General features: G+C 60.9%; 11 protein-coding genes. 4 read left to right on the top strand and 7 right to left on the bottom strand.

What is annotated here, in order from left to right; translation table 11 throughout:
- Nucleotides 1-305 precede the first annotated feature (305 nt).
- Nucleotides 306-572 (top strand): hypothetical protein, encoded by a 267-nt coding sequence (locus PHP59_RS02170; protein WP_300162904.1) that lies wholly within the window; start codon nt 306-308, stop codon nt 570-572.
- A 230-nt stretch (nt 573-802) separates the two neighbouring features.
- Here the strand turns inward: PHP59_RS02170 and thsA are convergent, their stop codons facing one another.
- Entirely contained in the window at nt 803-2,452 is a 1,650-nt protein-coding gene (gene thsA, locus PHP59_RS02175; protein WP_300162997.1) for a thermosome subunit alpha, read from the bottom strand.
- 59 nt (nt 2,453-2,511) lie between these two features.
- On the bottom strand, nt 2,512-3,423 hold the full coding sequence (locus PHP59_RS02180; protein ID WP_300162907.1) for a transcriptional regulator: 912 nt from the start codon (nt 3,421-3,423) through the stop codon (nt 2,512-2,514).
- Between the two features lie 52 nt (nt 3,424-3,475).
- Here PHP59_RS02180 and PHP59_RS02185 point away from each other — a divergent pair, with 52 nt between their 5' ends.
- Together PHP59_RS02185 and PHP59_RS02190 are read left to right on the top strand one after the other, a co-directional pair.
- Nucleotides 3,476-4,699 carry a tRNA(Ile)(2)-agmatinylcytidine synthase gene (locus tag PHP59_RS02185; RefSeq protein WP_300162910.1) on the top strand — a complete coding sequence of 408 codons (1,224 nt, stop codon included), beginning with the start codon at nt 3,476-3,478 and terminating at the stop codon, nt 4,697-4,699.
- 120 nt (nt 4,700-4,819) lie between these two features.
- Complete coding sequence (locus PHP59_RS02190; RefSeq protein ID WP_300162913.1) at nt 4,820-6,214, top strand: MFS transporter; 1,395 nt, start codon at nt 4,820-4,822, stop codon at nt 6,212-6,214.
- A gap of 640 nt (nt 6,215-6,854) precedes the next feature.
- On the opposite strand, the gene PHP59_RS02195 is transcribed toward PHP59_RS02190, so the two are convergent.
- The 5 genes from PHP59_RS02195 to PHP59_RS02215 all read right to left on the bottom strand — a co-directional run bounded on the left by PHP59_RS02195 (nt 6,855) and on the right by PHP59_RS02215 (nt 12,389).
- Nucleotides 6,855-8,666 (bottom strand): aldehyde ferredoxin oxidoreductase family protein, encoded by a 1,812-nt coding sequence (locus PHP59_RS02195; RefSeq protein WP_300162916.1) that lies wholly within the window; start codon nt 8,664-8,666, stop codon nt 6,855-6,857.
- Nucleotides 8,666-9,154: a 4Fe-4S dicluster domain-containing protein gene (locus tag PHP59_RS02200; RefSeq protein WP_300162919.1), complete on the bottom strand. Its 489-nt coding sequence runs from the start codon at nt 9,152-9,154 to the stop codon at nt 8,666-8,668. Before PHP59_RS02200 ends, PHP59_RS02195 begins: the two co-directional genes overlap by 1 nt.
- A gap of 163 nt (nt 9,155-9,317) precedes the next feature.
- A complete protein-coding gene (locus PHP59_RS02205) occupies nt 9,318-10,082 on the bottom strand; it encodes a 2Fe-2S iron-sulfur cluster-binding protein (protein WP_300162922.1) in 765 nt (254 codons plus the stop codon).
- 2 nt (nt 10,083-10,084) lie between these two features.
- Entirely contained in the window at nt 10,085-11,950 is a 1,866-nt protein-coding gene (locus PHP59_RS02210; protein WP_300162925.1) for an NADH-ubiquinone oxidoreductase-F iron-sulfur binding region domain-containing protein, read from the bottom strand.
- Nucleotides 11,931-12,389, bottom strand: a complete 459-nt coding sequence (locus PHP59_RS02215; RefSeq protein ID WP_300162928.1) for an NAD(P)H-dependent oxidoreductase subunit E — start codon at nt 12,387-12,389, stop codon at nt 11,931-11,933. Before PHP59_RS02215 ends, PHP59_RS02210 begins: the two co-directional genes overlap by 20 nt.
- A gap of 197 nt (nt 12,390-12,586) precedes the next feature.
- Between PHP59_RS02215 and npdG the strand changes: the two genes are divergently transcribed.
- Nucleotides 12,587-13,234 carry an NADPH-dependent F420 reductase gene (gene npdG / locus PHP59_RS02220; RefSeq protein WP_300162931.1) on the top strand — a complete coding sequence of 216 codons (648 nt, stop codon included), beginning with the start codon at nt 12,587-12,589 and terminating at the stop codon, nt 13,232-13,234.
- The last annotated feature ends 36 nt before the right edge of the window (nt 13,235-13,270 follow it).

Here is a 13,270-nt window from a genome sequence, read left to right on the forward strand (position 1 = left end):
GGGCGGGAAGGCAAAGAGCCCGATCGTTCTGAGGGCGGTTTTGTTCTCCGGATATCAGGTATGAGAGAAATCTGTGTGTTCAAATTCTCATCCATAACTCCAGAATTGAACGTCTGGATCATTTTCAGGGTAATAAACCTGGGAAGGGTAGATTCGATCGTGAAGGGGTCTGCCATCTACCCTCCTATCGTAATGGTGGGGGGACCGGGGGTGAAACCCCCCGGAACAGGCACCAGAACAGGATTTTTCTGAACCAAATGCGAGGAATTTCATCGACATGACAAAGATTTCTGATCAGTTTTGGAATGACCTCTATATCAAAAGCCCCGCCTCACGGGAAAATTCTGGATTGTCGCCTTCTCATGCTCACTCTGTCTGTTCGCACCCCAAAAGTCTTCGACCCCCTTGCATTCTTCTTCAGAAATTTCTGCTCGATCTTCCCCGGTTCTATCCTGAGGGAAGGATCGGGTAGGGATTACGGGGAAGGCAGGGGATCCACGCCGGCCCTCATGGAATCAAGGGCATACATCGACCCGATCATGAGAATGTATCATGAAAACTACAGGAGGTGATTTTCAAAGAGCCGCTTGATACTCCGTTTCATGAGCGACTCCAAAAGGCCCGTTTTTCAGATCATACAACAGGCACCGCCCGGGCATCTCCCATGGGACGGGTTCTTTCTATTCTTCTCCCGCAGGTCACGGCGCCAAGGCTATCAAGACGTCTTCAGAAAAGATCCGGAATCAGGAAAGGGACCAAAAAAATGGTGCCCGGGATCGGGCATCTGCAGTATTTTTCAGGTTTACATCGGGGGCATGCCGCCCATGCCGCCCATGCCGCCGCCCATTGCTGCCATTTCCTCCGGGGAGGGGCCGGCAGACTTGGAGGAGGCGATGACGTCGTCAATCCTGAGGATCATGATGGCAGCCTCTGCGGCCGAGTTGAGGGCCTGGGTCTTCACCCGCAGGGGTTCGACAACGCCAAGGGCGAGCATGTCGCCGGCCTTGCCGGAGTAGACATCGAGGCCCGCGGTCTTCTGGCCCTTCTCATGGGCCGCACGCAGTTCGACAAGGATGTCAATCGGGTCGAGACCTGCGTTCTCGGCAAGGGTTCTCGGGATGATCTCAAGAGCGCTTGCAAAGGCCTCGATGGCGAGCTGGGCCCTGCCACCGACGGTCGCGGCGTACTCGCGGAGCCGCAGGGAGAGTTCGACCTCGGGGGAGCCGCCGCCGGCGACGAACTTCTTGTCGCTGAGGGCGACTTCGACGACACGAAGGGCGTCCTCCATAGCGCGGTCAAGCTCGTCGACGACGTGCTCGGTGCCACCCTTAATGATGATGGAAACCGCCTTCGGGTTCTTGCACTGCTCGACGAAGGTCATGTCTTCGCCAGAGACCTTCCTCTCCTCGACGATACCGGCAAAGCCGAGTTCATCGGGAGTGATGGCGTCGATGGAGGAGACAAGGTTCGCACCGGTTGCACGGGAGAGCTTCTCCATGTCGGACTTCTTCACGCGGCGAGCGGCAAAGACACCGGCCTTCGCAAGGTAGTGCTGGGCGATGTCGTCGATGCCCTTCTGGCAGAAGAGGACGTTCGCACCGGAGGCGACGATCTTGTCGACGATGTTCCGGATCATCCGCTCTTCCTCGTCGAGGAACATCTGGAGCTGGTCAGGGCTCGTGATGTTGATCTCGGCGTCGACTTCGGTCTTCTTGAACTCGACCGCGGCGTTGAGGAGGAGGATCTTTGCGTCTTCGACCTTCTTCGGCATTGCCGGGTGGACGCGCTCCTTGTCAATGAGCACGCCCTCGACGATCTTGGAGTCCTCGATAGAACCGCCGACCTTCTTCTCGACCTTCACGTAGTCGAGGTCGATGGTGCCGTCTTCGTCGGCGACCATGGTGACGGCCCTGACGACGAGGTCACAGAGCTTGTCCTTTGCGGCCTCTGCACCCTTGCCCGTCATGGCGGTTCCCGCGATCTTCATCAGGATCTCGGAGTCGCCGGGCTTGACATCGATGGCAAGTTCTCTGACGATCTCGATCGCCTTCTCGGCTGCCATCCGGTAACCGTGGGCAATGACCGTCGGGTGGACGTCCTGCTCGAGGAGGTCCTCGGCGCGCTTGAGAAGTTCGCCGGCCACGACGACTGCGGTGGTGGTACCGTCGCCGACCTCGTCGTCCTGGGTCTTCGCGACCTCGACCATCATCTTGGCGGCCGGGTGCTCGATGTCCATCTCCTTGAGGATAGTCACGCCATCGTTCGTGATGACGACATCGCCGATAGTGTCGACGAGCATCTTATCCATGCCCTTCGGACCAAGAGTTGTTCGGACGGCGCCGGCAACGGCCTTGGCTGCGGCGATGTTGATACTCTGCGCGTCCCTCCCGCGGGTGCGGGAACTTCCCTCTTTAAGAATAAGGATTGGTTGTCCTCCCATCTGCTGCGACATGTGAATCACCATATAGTGTAGCGCTAGAATAGTTGGTTTGTAGTTCTATATATAGCTTATTACTGATGGATCATCTCGATGAGGTCAGAACCGTCTTCAAGAGTACGCAGTTGTTCTTCTCCGATAACAAGGGTCCTTCCGATCCTCTTTTTCTTCGTGTAGTCTGAAATGACGCACATCGCATAGGCCCCGGCGACCTGGGATATGTTCCCGATGAGAGCAGCGCGCTTGACCGTCTTCTGCGCCGTTCCGAAACAGGTCAGGATCCGCTCTTCCTGGATGACGGCGAGCGCCTGGAAAGGGGCGCGGCGCATCTGGTGGATCTCGATGCCCATCCGCTCGAAGTCGGCAGGGAATGGTGCGGCCTCCGGGCCCCTGGCCTCCGGGGGAGACGGGATATAGGAGAGGAGGTCGATCGCCTCGACCACGGCCTCGTCGAAGAGTTCCTCAAGCTGGATCGCGACGTCCAGGGTCGTGGACATCCCGTCCTCGTACTTGCTGATCGTCCGGCGGGAGACGCCGAGGTGCCGGGCGAGGTCGCCGAGGGAGAGCTGGCTCCTCTCCCTGAGTCCCTTGAGCATGTCCCCGTTGATGTTCACGTACAGCCCGCCGGGCTGGGCATAGATGAGGGGTGGCACGCTCTCCACCAGGAAGTCGTACAGGGTTGCCGGGCTGATCGCATAGATGCCGTAGCGCACATAGACGGTGCCGCGTTCAAGGTCGGCGTCCCGTGCTCTCTCGCCGATAATGAGGGGTGAGGCGCCGAGGTGACGGGCGATGGCGTCGAGGTCACAGGAGATCTCCTCAGACACAGAATCGATGTGGGAGACGACTTTGATGACAAGAAGGACGCCCCTTTTTCCTGCAATGAGATCGAAAGAGCGAGGGCGGAGGCTGCACCGCTCGGAGACCTCATAGCCTGCCGTCAGCATGACGCTGATGACCATATCGAGGAGACGTTCCTGTGACATAGGTACTCGTTAAAGGTGGATATAGTACGACATCCTAATAAATAATCGCTTCATGTTCATAGGGATCGACGACACCGACTCTCCTGCCGGCATGTGCACGACCTACCTCGGGGCACGGCTGATCAGGGCCCTCAATCAGGCCGGAATGAGGGTATTCGAGACAAGGCTGGTCAGGCTCAACCCGAACGCGCCCTTCAAGACGCGGGGGAACGCGGCGGTCTGCATCGGGGCCGAAGGCGACAGGGACGAGGCATTCTCCCTCGCGTCGGGGCTTGTCGAGGAGCTCGCGGACTTCTCCTGCGCAAACACCAATCCCGGTCTTGTTGCGGCAGAGCGCCGACCCGACCCGGCCTTCTACTGGAAGGCGGCGCAGGACTTCTGCACCATAGAGGAGGCACGTGTCGTCCTCGAAAGGGAAGGAGCGCTGTACCGTGGCTGGAAAAATGGGCGGGGTCTCATCGGGGCGACCGCGGCGGTCGCAAGTGTCCTTCCCGACAGGACATGGGAACTCCTGGCATACCGACGCGCGGAGTGCCGGGGGACGCCGCGGGCCGTCGAGAGGGCGTCGGTCTTTGAGGCCGAGGCGGCGACCTGGCCGCATACCTGGGACTCGGTGGACCGGACACAGGATGTCGTCGTCTGCGTCCCCCACACCCCCGACCCGGTCCTCTTCGGGATCCGCGGCGAGAGCCCGGAATGGGTGACGCGGGCGCGGTCCTTTATCAGGGCGGAGGAACCTGAACTCGAGCAGGTGTGGGTAACGAACCAGGGCACGGACGCCCACCTGGTCGCCGGGAGGATCGGGTCCCTGCTGGAGGGGAGGTCGTACCGCGTCCCCGGAAGAGTTGTGGAAAGGCCGGTGACCGGCGAAGGCGGGCATGTCATGCTCGTCCTCGAGGAGGGAGACCGATGCCTCACCTGCATGGCATTTGAACCGACGAAGGGGTTCAGGGATATCGTGCGGGCACTTGTGCCCGGTGACACTCTCCTCGTCTGCGGGAGTTACAAGAACGGGACTCTCAACCTTGAAAAAATCCACATCGATGCCCTTGCAGAGGACATGATGGTCAGGCCGCCTCTCTGCCCGGCCTGCAGTACGCGGATGACGTCTGCCGGGAAGGAAAAGGGCTACAAGTGCCGGACCTGCGGGGCGAGATCAAAGGAACCGGAGGTCTCCAGGAGACCGCGGGCCATACAGACGGGCTGGTTCGAGGTGCCGCCGACGGCGCGGAGGCACCTCTCCAGACCGCTCGTGCGGGGGGACGTGCAGGCATAGGGCGGCGCGGGGAAGCACTATGTGGTTTCAGGCCCCAGTATAAAGGGACTGTTGAACACTAAAACCCCGCAAAACATGCTATTTAACCATAAAAACAAGAATACACCCCCTTATCCATGGATGCTCCTCGCCCTCCTCTGTACCGCCGCCATGGTGGTCATGGCGGGCGAAGCAATGCTTATCGCCGCATTTCCGGTTATTGAATCCGAATTCGGCGTATCTTCTGTCTTCACCGCCTGGATCCTCCCGGCCATGATGATCGTCGGGGCGATGACAATCCCGGCCGTCGGCGTCCTCGGCGACAGGTACGGAAAAAAGCGCCTCCTTATCATATGCCTCTCGATCTATGCCGCAGGGGCAATCTGCGGCGGCTTTGCACAGGACATGCTCTCTCTCCTCTGTTGCAGGGCCCTGCAGGGCGCCGGACTCGCAGTCGGCCCCATCGCCTGTGCTCTCATCGCCGAACAGGTCCCCGAACGCCTGGTCCCGTCCGCGATCGGGCTTGTCGCTGCGACAGACGGCGCCGGGACTTTCGCCGGTGTGCTCGCCGGGGCCTATATCGTCGAGCAGTACAGCTGGCAGACCTGCTACCATTGGATGGCACCGGTAGCCGTGCTCCTCGTCCTCGCGGCCGCGATTATCGTCAGACCTTCTCCTGTGAGAGGGGGGCGCGGCGTCGACCTTGCAGGCACGGCCCTCTTCTCTCTTGCCATCCTCGGCGGGATGATCGCTCTCTCCCTCTGGGACCCCTCCGGACTCCCCGGACCGAGTGTGGCGGCACTCTTCGCCCTTGCTCTCGGCGCCCTCGTCCTCTTCCTGCACAGGGAAGGGCAGGCCGACGACCCCGTCTTCAATGCCGGGTTCTTCCTCAAATCTCCGGTCCGGACAGTCTGCATCAACGACATGGTCGTGATGCTCCTCTTCTTCCTCCTCCTCCAGTCGATGCCCTACATCATCGAGAGCCCGGCAGGACTCGGCCTCACCGCCTTCTCTGTCGGCCTCATCATGGTCCCCGGGACAGTGGCCGACATGATCTCCGGTGCAGTTGCAGGCAGGATCGTGCAGAAAAAGGGGTTTCAGTTCGCATTCATCATCGGCGCCCTGGAGATCGCGGTCGGGTGCGGCTTACTCATTGTCTTTCCCCTCTCGGTGCCTGTCCTGGTCCTGGTGTGGATTGCCATCTCTGCAGGGATGTCTGTCCTCCTGACCGTCGACAATATCGTCGTCGTCGCCGCCGCTCCGCCGGATAAGTTGACGACGGCCTCGGCCCTCATCCACACCCTCCAGAGCGTCGGCGGCACCCTTGGCCCCCTGATCACCGGCATCGCCCTTGCCGGCCATAGTGGTGCGCCTGCAGGGACGGCTTTTACAACAATATTTGCCATAGGTGGAGCCATCGCGGTGCTTGTCCTCGTCCAGGCAGGTCTCGTCCAGGGAACGGCCGTGGAATCACCGGGTACTGAGAGAAGTACCCGGGAAAAGCCGGCACTCTTCTCCTGTTCAGGCAGGGATTGAGGGGCACTCTTCCCTTCACAATTTTTGGCTCTGTTGAATCGGGCATGACTCGGAAGCACGCCTCAGGCATACCGCATGAAAATTGTTCTGAGGAGTTCGTCTGGTCGACGTGCCTTCCCGCACGCTCGCGCCGGGGGCGCTGCCCCCGGGCCTCCGGGATTGCGATAGGGCGGGGAAGGCAGAGGGCTGACCGTTCTGAAGGGGGTTTTGCCCTCTCCATCTCCATCATGGGGTGCTCGTTGAGAGTCAAATCTTCATGCAAACCCGGACAACTGATTTTCTGGATCATTTCATGGTAAATCCTCATCCTCCAGCAGGGGATACACTCCGGTCCAACAGAGTGAGTGCGGATCCACCGCCTTCCCCATACGGTCCACCGGGGTTTCATCGAAAATCAAAGATTTTCTCAAGTTCCCTCCGGCCGTCCCCACCTGCAATCGGCCAGGGGAAGACAGGGCAGGAGTCCTGGGGGAGTACGCCAACCCCGCCTCTGTCGTAATGGTGGGGGGAAGGGGGGGCTTTGCCCCTGGCACAGGCACTCCATAACAGAATTTCAACACAGCCAATTTTTTGTTCTGTTTCCCGGGTCAATATTGAGAGAGACCCATCAAGAGGGGTCGCCCGACAAAAAAGAAAAAGATCAGGAGGCCAGGTGACCCAGCCCGAGTTCGGCGAGTTTCTCCTTTTTCGGTACCCCGTGCTTGTCCCAGCCGCGGATCTCGTAGTACTTGGGGAGCATCTCGGGAAGCCTGCTGACCTGCCCCTTGGCCGGCCCGGCCGGGATCGGGTCGTTGAGGAGCCTTGGCGGCAGGGTGTCGTCCTTCTCCGAATAGCCGTTTTTGATGATGAACATCCTCTCCATATTCCAGATCCTCTCCCCGATCTGCATCACTTTCTCTGTGGTGTAGTCGATACCTGTCGCCGCCTTCAACTCGGCTGCGATCTCGTCGGCGCCGATCGCAAAAGACGAAAACAGGCAGGTCCCCGAGGCGGAGAGGGCACCGGTGAGGTCCTGGAAGATCTTGAGGATCTCGGGCTTCCCTTCGATGACAGAGGGGTCCATCTTCATGGGCAGGCCGAGCACCTCAGGGGAGATGGTGTAGCCCCGCACATGGCAGCCGCCGCGGTTCGAGGTGGCGTACTCCAGGCCGATGCCCTGCACGGCACGCGGGTCGTAGGCCGGCATCTCCTGCTTCTTGACAGTCATCGAGAGTTCGGGATGGCCGTACTTCGTGGCCAGCCTGAAAGAGCCCTCGGCAAGGTCGTTCCCGAAGCCCTCCCTGTAGGCGGTGGCGCGGGTCAGGGCGACCATCGCATCGGCATTGCCAAACCGCAGGTCATAGCCGACCTTCTTCTGGTCGACAGCCCCGATCTCGTAGAGTTCCATCGCGCACGCGATCGTCGAGCCCATCGAGATGGTGTCCAGCCCGAGTTCGTTGCAGAGGAAGTTCGCCTTCAGCACGGCGTCCATGTCGAAGATCCCGCAGTCCGCGCCGAAGGCCCAGGCGGTCTCGTACTCGGGCCCCTCGCCGACCTCGTTGTATTTTCCCCTCGCCTTCGAGACCCGGCCGCAGCCGACGACGCAGCTCCCGCAGCCCTTGCCATGGAGGAGGTGCGACCCGGTGAGGGTCTCGCCCGAGATCTTGTCGGCCTCCTCGGAGTAGGCTTCCTGCCAGTTCCGCGTCGGAAAAGCCCCGGTCTGGTTGATGATGTTGACCAGAATGTTTGATCCGTAGGTAGGCAGCCCCGCGGAGGTCACCGGGTTTTCGGCGATCTTTTTTCTGGCCGCCCTGACAACGCCGAGGTACGCCTCCTTGTCCGCGACCCTGATCCCGCCTGTGCCGCGGACGGCGAACCCCTTGAGATTCTTCGAGCCCATCACCGCACCGATACCGGTCCTGCCGGCCGCACGGTTCTTGTCGTTCATGATGCAGCCGAACTTTACCAGTTTCTCCCCCGCAGGGCCGATGCAGGCGACCTCGGCCTCGATATCGGTCGCGGCCCTGATGGCGTCGTCGGTCTCGTACACCGTCTTGCCCCAGAGCGCCGTGGCGTCTCGGATCTCGACATGATCGTTGTTGATCCAGAGGTACACCGGTTTTGCCGCCTTGCCCTCAAAGATGATCAGGTCGTAACCGGCATACTTTACCTCAGCCCCGAAATACCCGCCCGAATTCGAGGAGGCCAGGGTGTCGTTCAGCGGCCCCTTGGCGACGACATCGTAGCGCCCTGTCGAGATGCCCATCGTCCCTGTCAGGGGGCCGGTCGCAAAGATCAGTTTGTTCGCCGGGGAGAGGGCGTCCACCTTCGGGTCGACCTCGTCCATGAAGTACTTCTCGCCAAGGCCCCGGCCACCGATGTAGTTTTCGGCGGCGTCCTTCTTCAGGGCCTCCTTTTTGACGGTGCCCTCGGTCAGGTTGACGCGGAGCACCGTGCCGATCCATCCGTGCATTATATCTCCACCTCCGCGATGCCCGCGGCGATCTTTGCCGAGAAGGCCTTCTTCCTCCGGATCGTCGCCGTGTCTGCGGGCAGGTACTCGATCGCGTTCGTCGGGCAGAACTCAGCGCACATCGGTTTGCCACCGCACTGGTCACATTTCAAGGGCTGTTTCTCTGCCATGCTGTACGCGATGTTGCCGAAGGGGCAGGCCATCACGCACATCCGGCATCCGATACACCGTGCCACATTGACGCCGACAAGCCCGGTCAGGGTGTCCTTTTCCAGGGCCCCGGTGGTGCAGGCCGCCACGCAGGCGGGTTTGTCACACTGGAGACAGGCCATCGGCACGTTCACACCGGCCTCGAACCGGTGGACAGAGATCCGCGAGACCGCTGGTCTGAACTCGCCCTCATGCCCGATCGAGCATGCCAGTTCGCACGTACCACAGCCGATACACCGCTCCGGGGTGATCAGCAGCAGGTTCTCAGTCTTTTCCATCTTTTTCCCCCCTATGATCGGGGGGTGTAGGCAATCCTAGTTTAAGTATTTTGCATATTCGATATCTACGCACAGCCCGTGGATACGACCCATGGAAGAGAATCGCAGAGATCCTGGGAGCTCCCACCCCCTCTTCCGTCGGAAGGGGGCGTTCACCTTCTGATCACTCCCCCCCCTGTGTCCCCAGGCCTGTGCCGGCCTCGCGTGCCTCGACAATCCTCCGGCACCGCGGGCAGAGGATCCTGGCGTCTTTCTGCTCGAACTCAGGCTTCGCCGCTTCGAGCTGCTCTTTTGTCGCAAAAAGATCGTCGCAGATCCCGCAGGCCACGAGCTCGAAGGTGCGGCCCCAGATGGTCCGCGTCCCTCCCTTCTCGGTGACCAGGATCGCACCTGTCGGACAGACCTCGGCACACGAGCCGCAGCCCGTGCAGGTCCTGGAGAGCTCCCCAAAGGGGGTGTTCACCTCTTTATCCCAGCCGCGCCAGACGAAGTCGATGGCGTCGGGGCCGAGTTCGGCGCAGGCACGCACGCACCTGCCGCACCTGATGCAGAGGTCTATCTCCCCTGCCTGGACAAAACGCTCGTCCAGGGGCTCGGCGCCGTACTGGTCGGCCAGCCTCTGGAGGACGGGCGACTTTGGCGCACGGGCAAGAAGGAGCTGGATGACAAATTTCCTCGCCCCCCTCACGTCCTCGGTGTCGGTGAGGATCTCCACAGGCCTCTGAATCGGGTACATGCAGGAGATGGCAAGGCTCTTTCTCCCCCGGTCGATGACCTCCACCTGGCAGAGGCGGCAGTTGCCGTCAGGCGGCAGGCCTTCATGGTAGCAGAGGGTCGGGATCTCGATGCCCAGGGCACGGGCCGCCTCCAGGGCGGTCGTCCCTTTCTCAACCTCTATTTTCTGCCCGTCGATTGTCACGTCAATCATGATCACTCACCCCTCCGCACAACCTTGATCGCCTTGAAGCGACACGCGTCCAGGCACGAGCCGCAGGTGATGCATGTCGCCATATCGATGTGGTGGGTCTGTTTCTTCTCTCCGGTTGCCGCATTGACAGGACAGACCTTTGCACAGAGCGTACAGCCAGTGCAGAACTCAGGATCGATCTCCAGGGCGTAGAGGCCTTTGCAGACGCCTGCACGGCAGAAGCCCTCCTTCTCGTGCTCCTCGTACTCCTCGGGGAACCAGCGCATCGTCGAGATGACAGGGTTTGCCGCCGTCTTCCCGAGGCCGCAGAGTGCGGTGTCCCTGACATTTTCCGCGATCTCCTTCAGGAGGACGGTGTCGCCAGGCCGGGCCGTGCCCGAGGTGAGGCCGTGGAAGAGGGTCTGCATCACCTTCAGGCCCTCGCGGCAGGGCGTGCATTTACCGCACGACTCCTCCACCAGGAAGTCGATGAAGTACCGGGCGACATTGACCATGCAGGTGTGGTCGTCCATCACGATCATACCGCCAGAACCCATCATCGACCCGGCCTTCACCAGTTCGTCAAAGTCGACGGCCAGGTCCAATCTTTCTTCAGGCAGACACCCCCCCGAGGGGCCGCCGGTCTGCACGGCCTTGAACTCGCGGTCATTCAGCACCCCGCCGCCGATCTCGAAGATGATCGTCCGCAGGGTCGTGCCCATCGGGACCTCGACGAGGCCGCTGTTCTTGATCTTGCCGACAAGAGAGAAGACCTTCGTGCCGGCGCTCTTCGGCGTGCCCATGGCCCTGTACCAGTCGGCGCCATGGAAGACGATCTGCGGCACATTCCCCCAGGTCTCCACGTTGTTGAGGACAGTCGGCACGTCCCAGAGCCCTTTTTCAGTGGAGCGGATGTATTTCACCCGCGGCACACCGGGCCGCCCCTCGATCGAGGTCATCAGGGCCGTGGACTCGCCGCAGACGAAGGCGCCGCCGCCCCTGAAGATCTCGATGTCGAAGTCGAAGCCGCCGCCCAGGACATTTTTCCCGAGGAGGCCATACTCCCGCGCCTGGTCGATGGCCCGGGAGAGGTGCCTGACCGCGAGCGGGTACTCGTTCCGTACATAGATAAGGCCGGTATCGGCACCGATTGCATAGCCCCCGATGATCATCCCTTCGATGACACTGTGAGGGTCTCCCTCCATGAGGCTTCTATCCATGAAGGCGCCGGGGTCGCCCTCGTCGCCATTGGCAACGACATATTTTTTGTCGGCCTCGACGGTCGCAGCCGACTCCCATTTCACGCCTGTCGGGAAACCGCCGCCGCCGCGCCCGCGGAGACCGGAGTCCTTCACGACCGTCACGACCTCCGCAGGCTCCATGGCGAGCGCCCGGCCGAGCCCCGCGTACCCCCCTGCCCTGATATAGTCGTCGATCTCGAAGGGGTTGATCAGTCCTGTGTTCCGCAGGACGACCCTCTTCTGGTGGGCATAGAAGGGGATCTTCTCGGCGGTCTGGTAGCGCTCCTTTGTCACAGGATCGCGGTACAGGAGGCGTGCCACGATCTCCCCCTTCTGGACGGTCTTGTCGAAGATCTCAGGGACGTCCTTCACCTTCACCTGCTGGTAGAAGATGTTCCCCGGATGGACGACCACCAGGGGGCCACGCTCGCAGAAGCCGTGGCAGCCGGTGGAGTCGGCCATAAACTCGACCCCCAGTTTCAGGCCCCTTCTCTCTGCCTCCTCCTCGAAGGCGCGGTACACCTCGGCGCTGCCGAAGGCAAGACAGCCGGTGCCCGCACAGATCTGCACCCATGCGGTGGCACCCCCGCCCTTCGGGGGCAGGGCGGCGCGGTATCCCTCCAGTGACTCACGGCCGATCATCTTCATCTTCACGCTCCTTTTCGATCATGTCAGGCACCTGGGCGGGCCCGAACTTCCCGTACACCTTCTCGTTCGCCACGACCACCGGTGCCATCGCACAGGCCCCGACGCAGTTGACGGTCTGGATGGTGAATAGACCGTCCTCTGTGGTTTCACCGTTCTTGATCCCCAGCGCTCCCTCCAGGGCCTGGAGGATCCCTGGCGCACCGCGAAGATGGCACGCCGTCCCATTGCAGACCTTGATGATCTTCTTTCCCTGCGGGACAAGGCTCAGGGCCTGGTAAAATGTGGCGACACTGTACACCCGGCTTTCAGGGGCGCCAAGATAGTCGGCGACCTCCCGCATCGATTCAACAGATAGGTACCTCTCGTGCGCCTGGATATCCTGCAGTGCCGCAAGAAGGTACCTCGGATCTGCCGGATATGCCCTGATAATCTGCCGCACTTTTGATGGCTGCTCCTCATGTTCTGCCGTTTTAAACCCCCCGTGATAGTGCCTGAACAGGGTTCTGGGGACAAAAAAGTTTCGAGTCCATGCCTCTGCCGGCATGTCAGGACAGAAAACGATCCCGGAGAGTGCCTCCGGGCAGGCACACTATCCTTTACAAAAAATATTAAAAGTACAGGGCAGATAGGCAGACCATGAAAATAGGCATCATCGGGGGTACCGGTGGCATCGGACAGGGCATGGCACTGAGGCTTTCACAGAACCAGACCGTCTATATCGGGTCCAGGCTCGAAGAGAAGGCCCAGGCAGCCTGCGAACTCTGCAGCTACGCCCTCAAGGTCCTCGGCCTGCCCTTTGATCTCATCCCGACGACCAACCAGGGCGCGGTCGACGAAGCCGAGATCGTCGTCTTCTCGATCCCGGCAGAGAACCTGGAGAGGACCCTCGAGTCCCTCAAAGGCCTCGACGGCAAGATCATCATCAGCCTGATGAACCCAATGATCAGGACCGACTTTTTCAAGTACAACCCACCCGAGGAGGGCTCAGCGGCCCTGAAACTCCAGAAACTCCTGCCCAACTCGAAGGTGGTCGCGGCCTTCAACAACATCCCGGCCGGCAAGTGGCAGAAACTCTCCGAACCCCTTGACTACTCGGTCTGTGTCTGCTCCGACCACGCCGATGCCAAGGCACAGGTGATGGCGCTTGTCAACTCGATCTCAGAACTCAAGGCTGTGGACGCCGGCCCCCTCGCCGCCTCACCGTACGTCGAGGCCATCACGCCTCTCGTCATCAACATCGCACGTTTCAACAAGTTGAAGGACGTCGGAGTTTATTTCAGGTAATATTCGGGAGGCTATCTGCCGGGAGAGGTTCCACCC

It is taken from the genome of Methanofollis sp., assembly GCF_028702905.1.
GTDB lineage: Archaea > Halobacteriota > Methanomicrobia > Methanomicrobiales > Methanofollaceae > Methanofollis.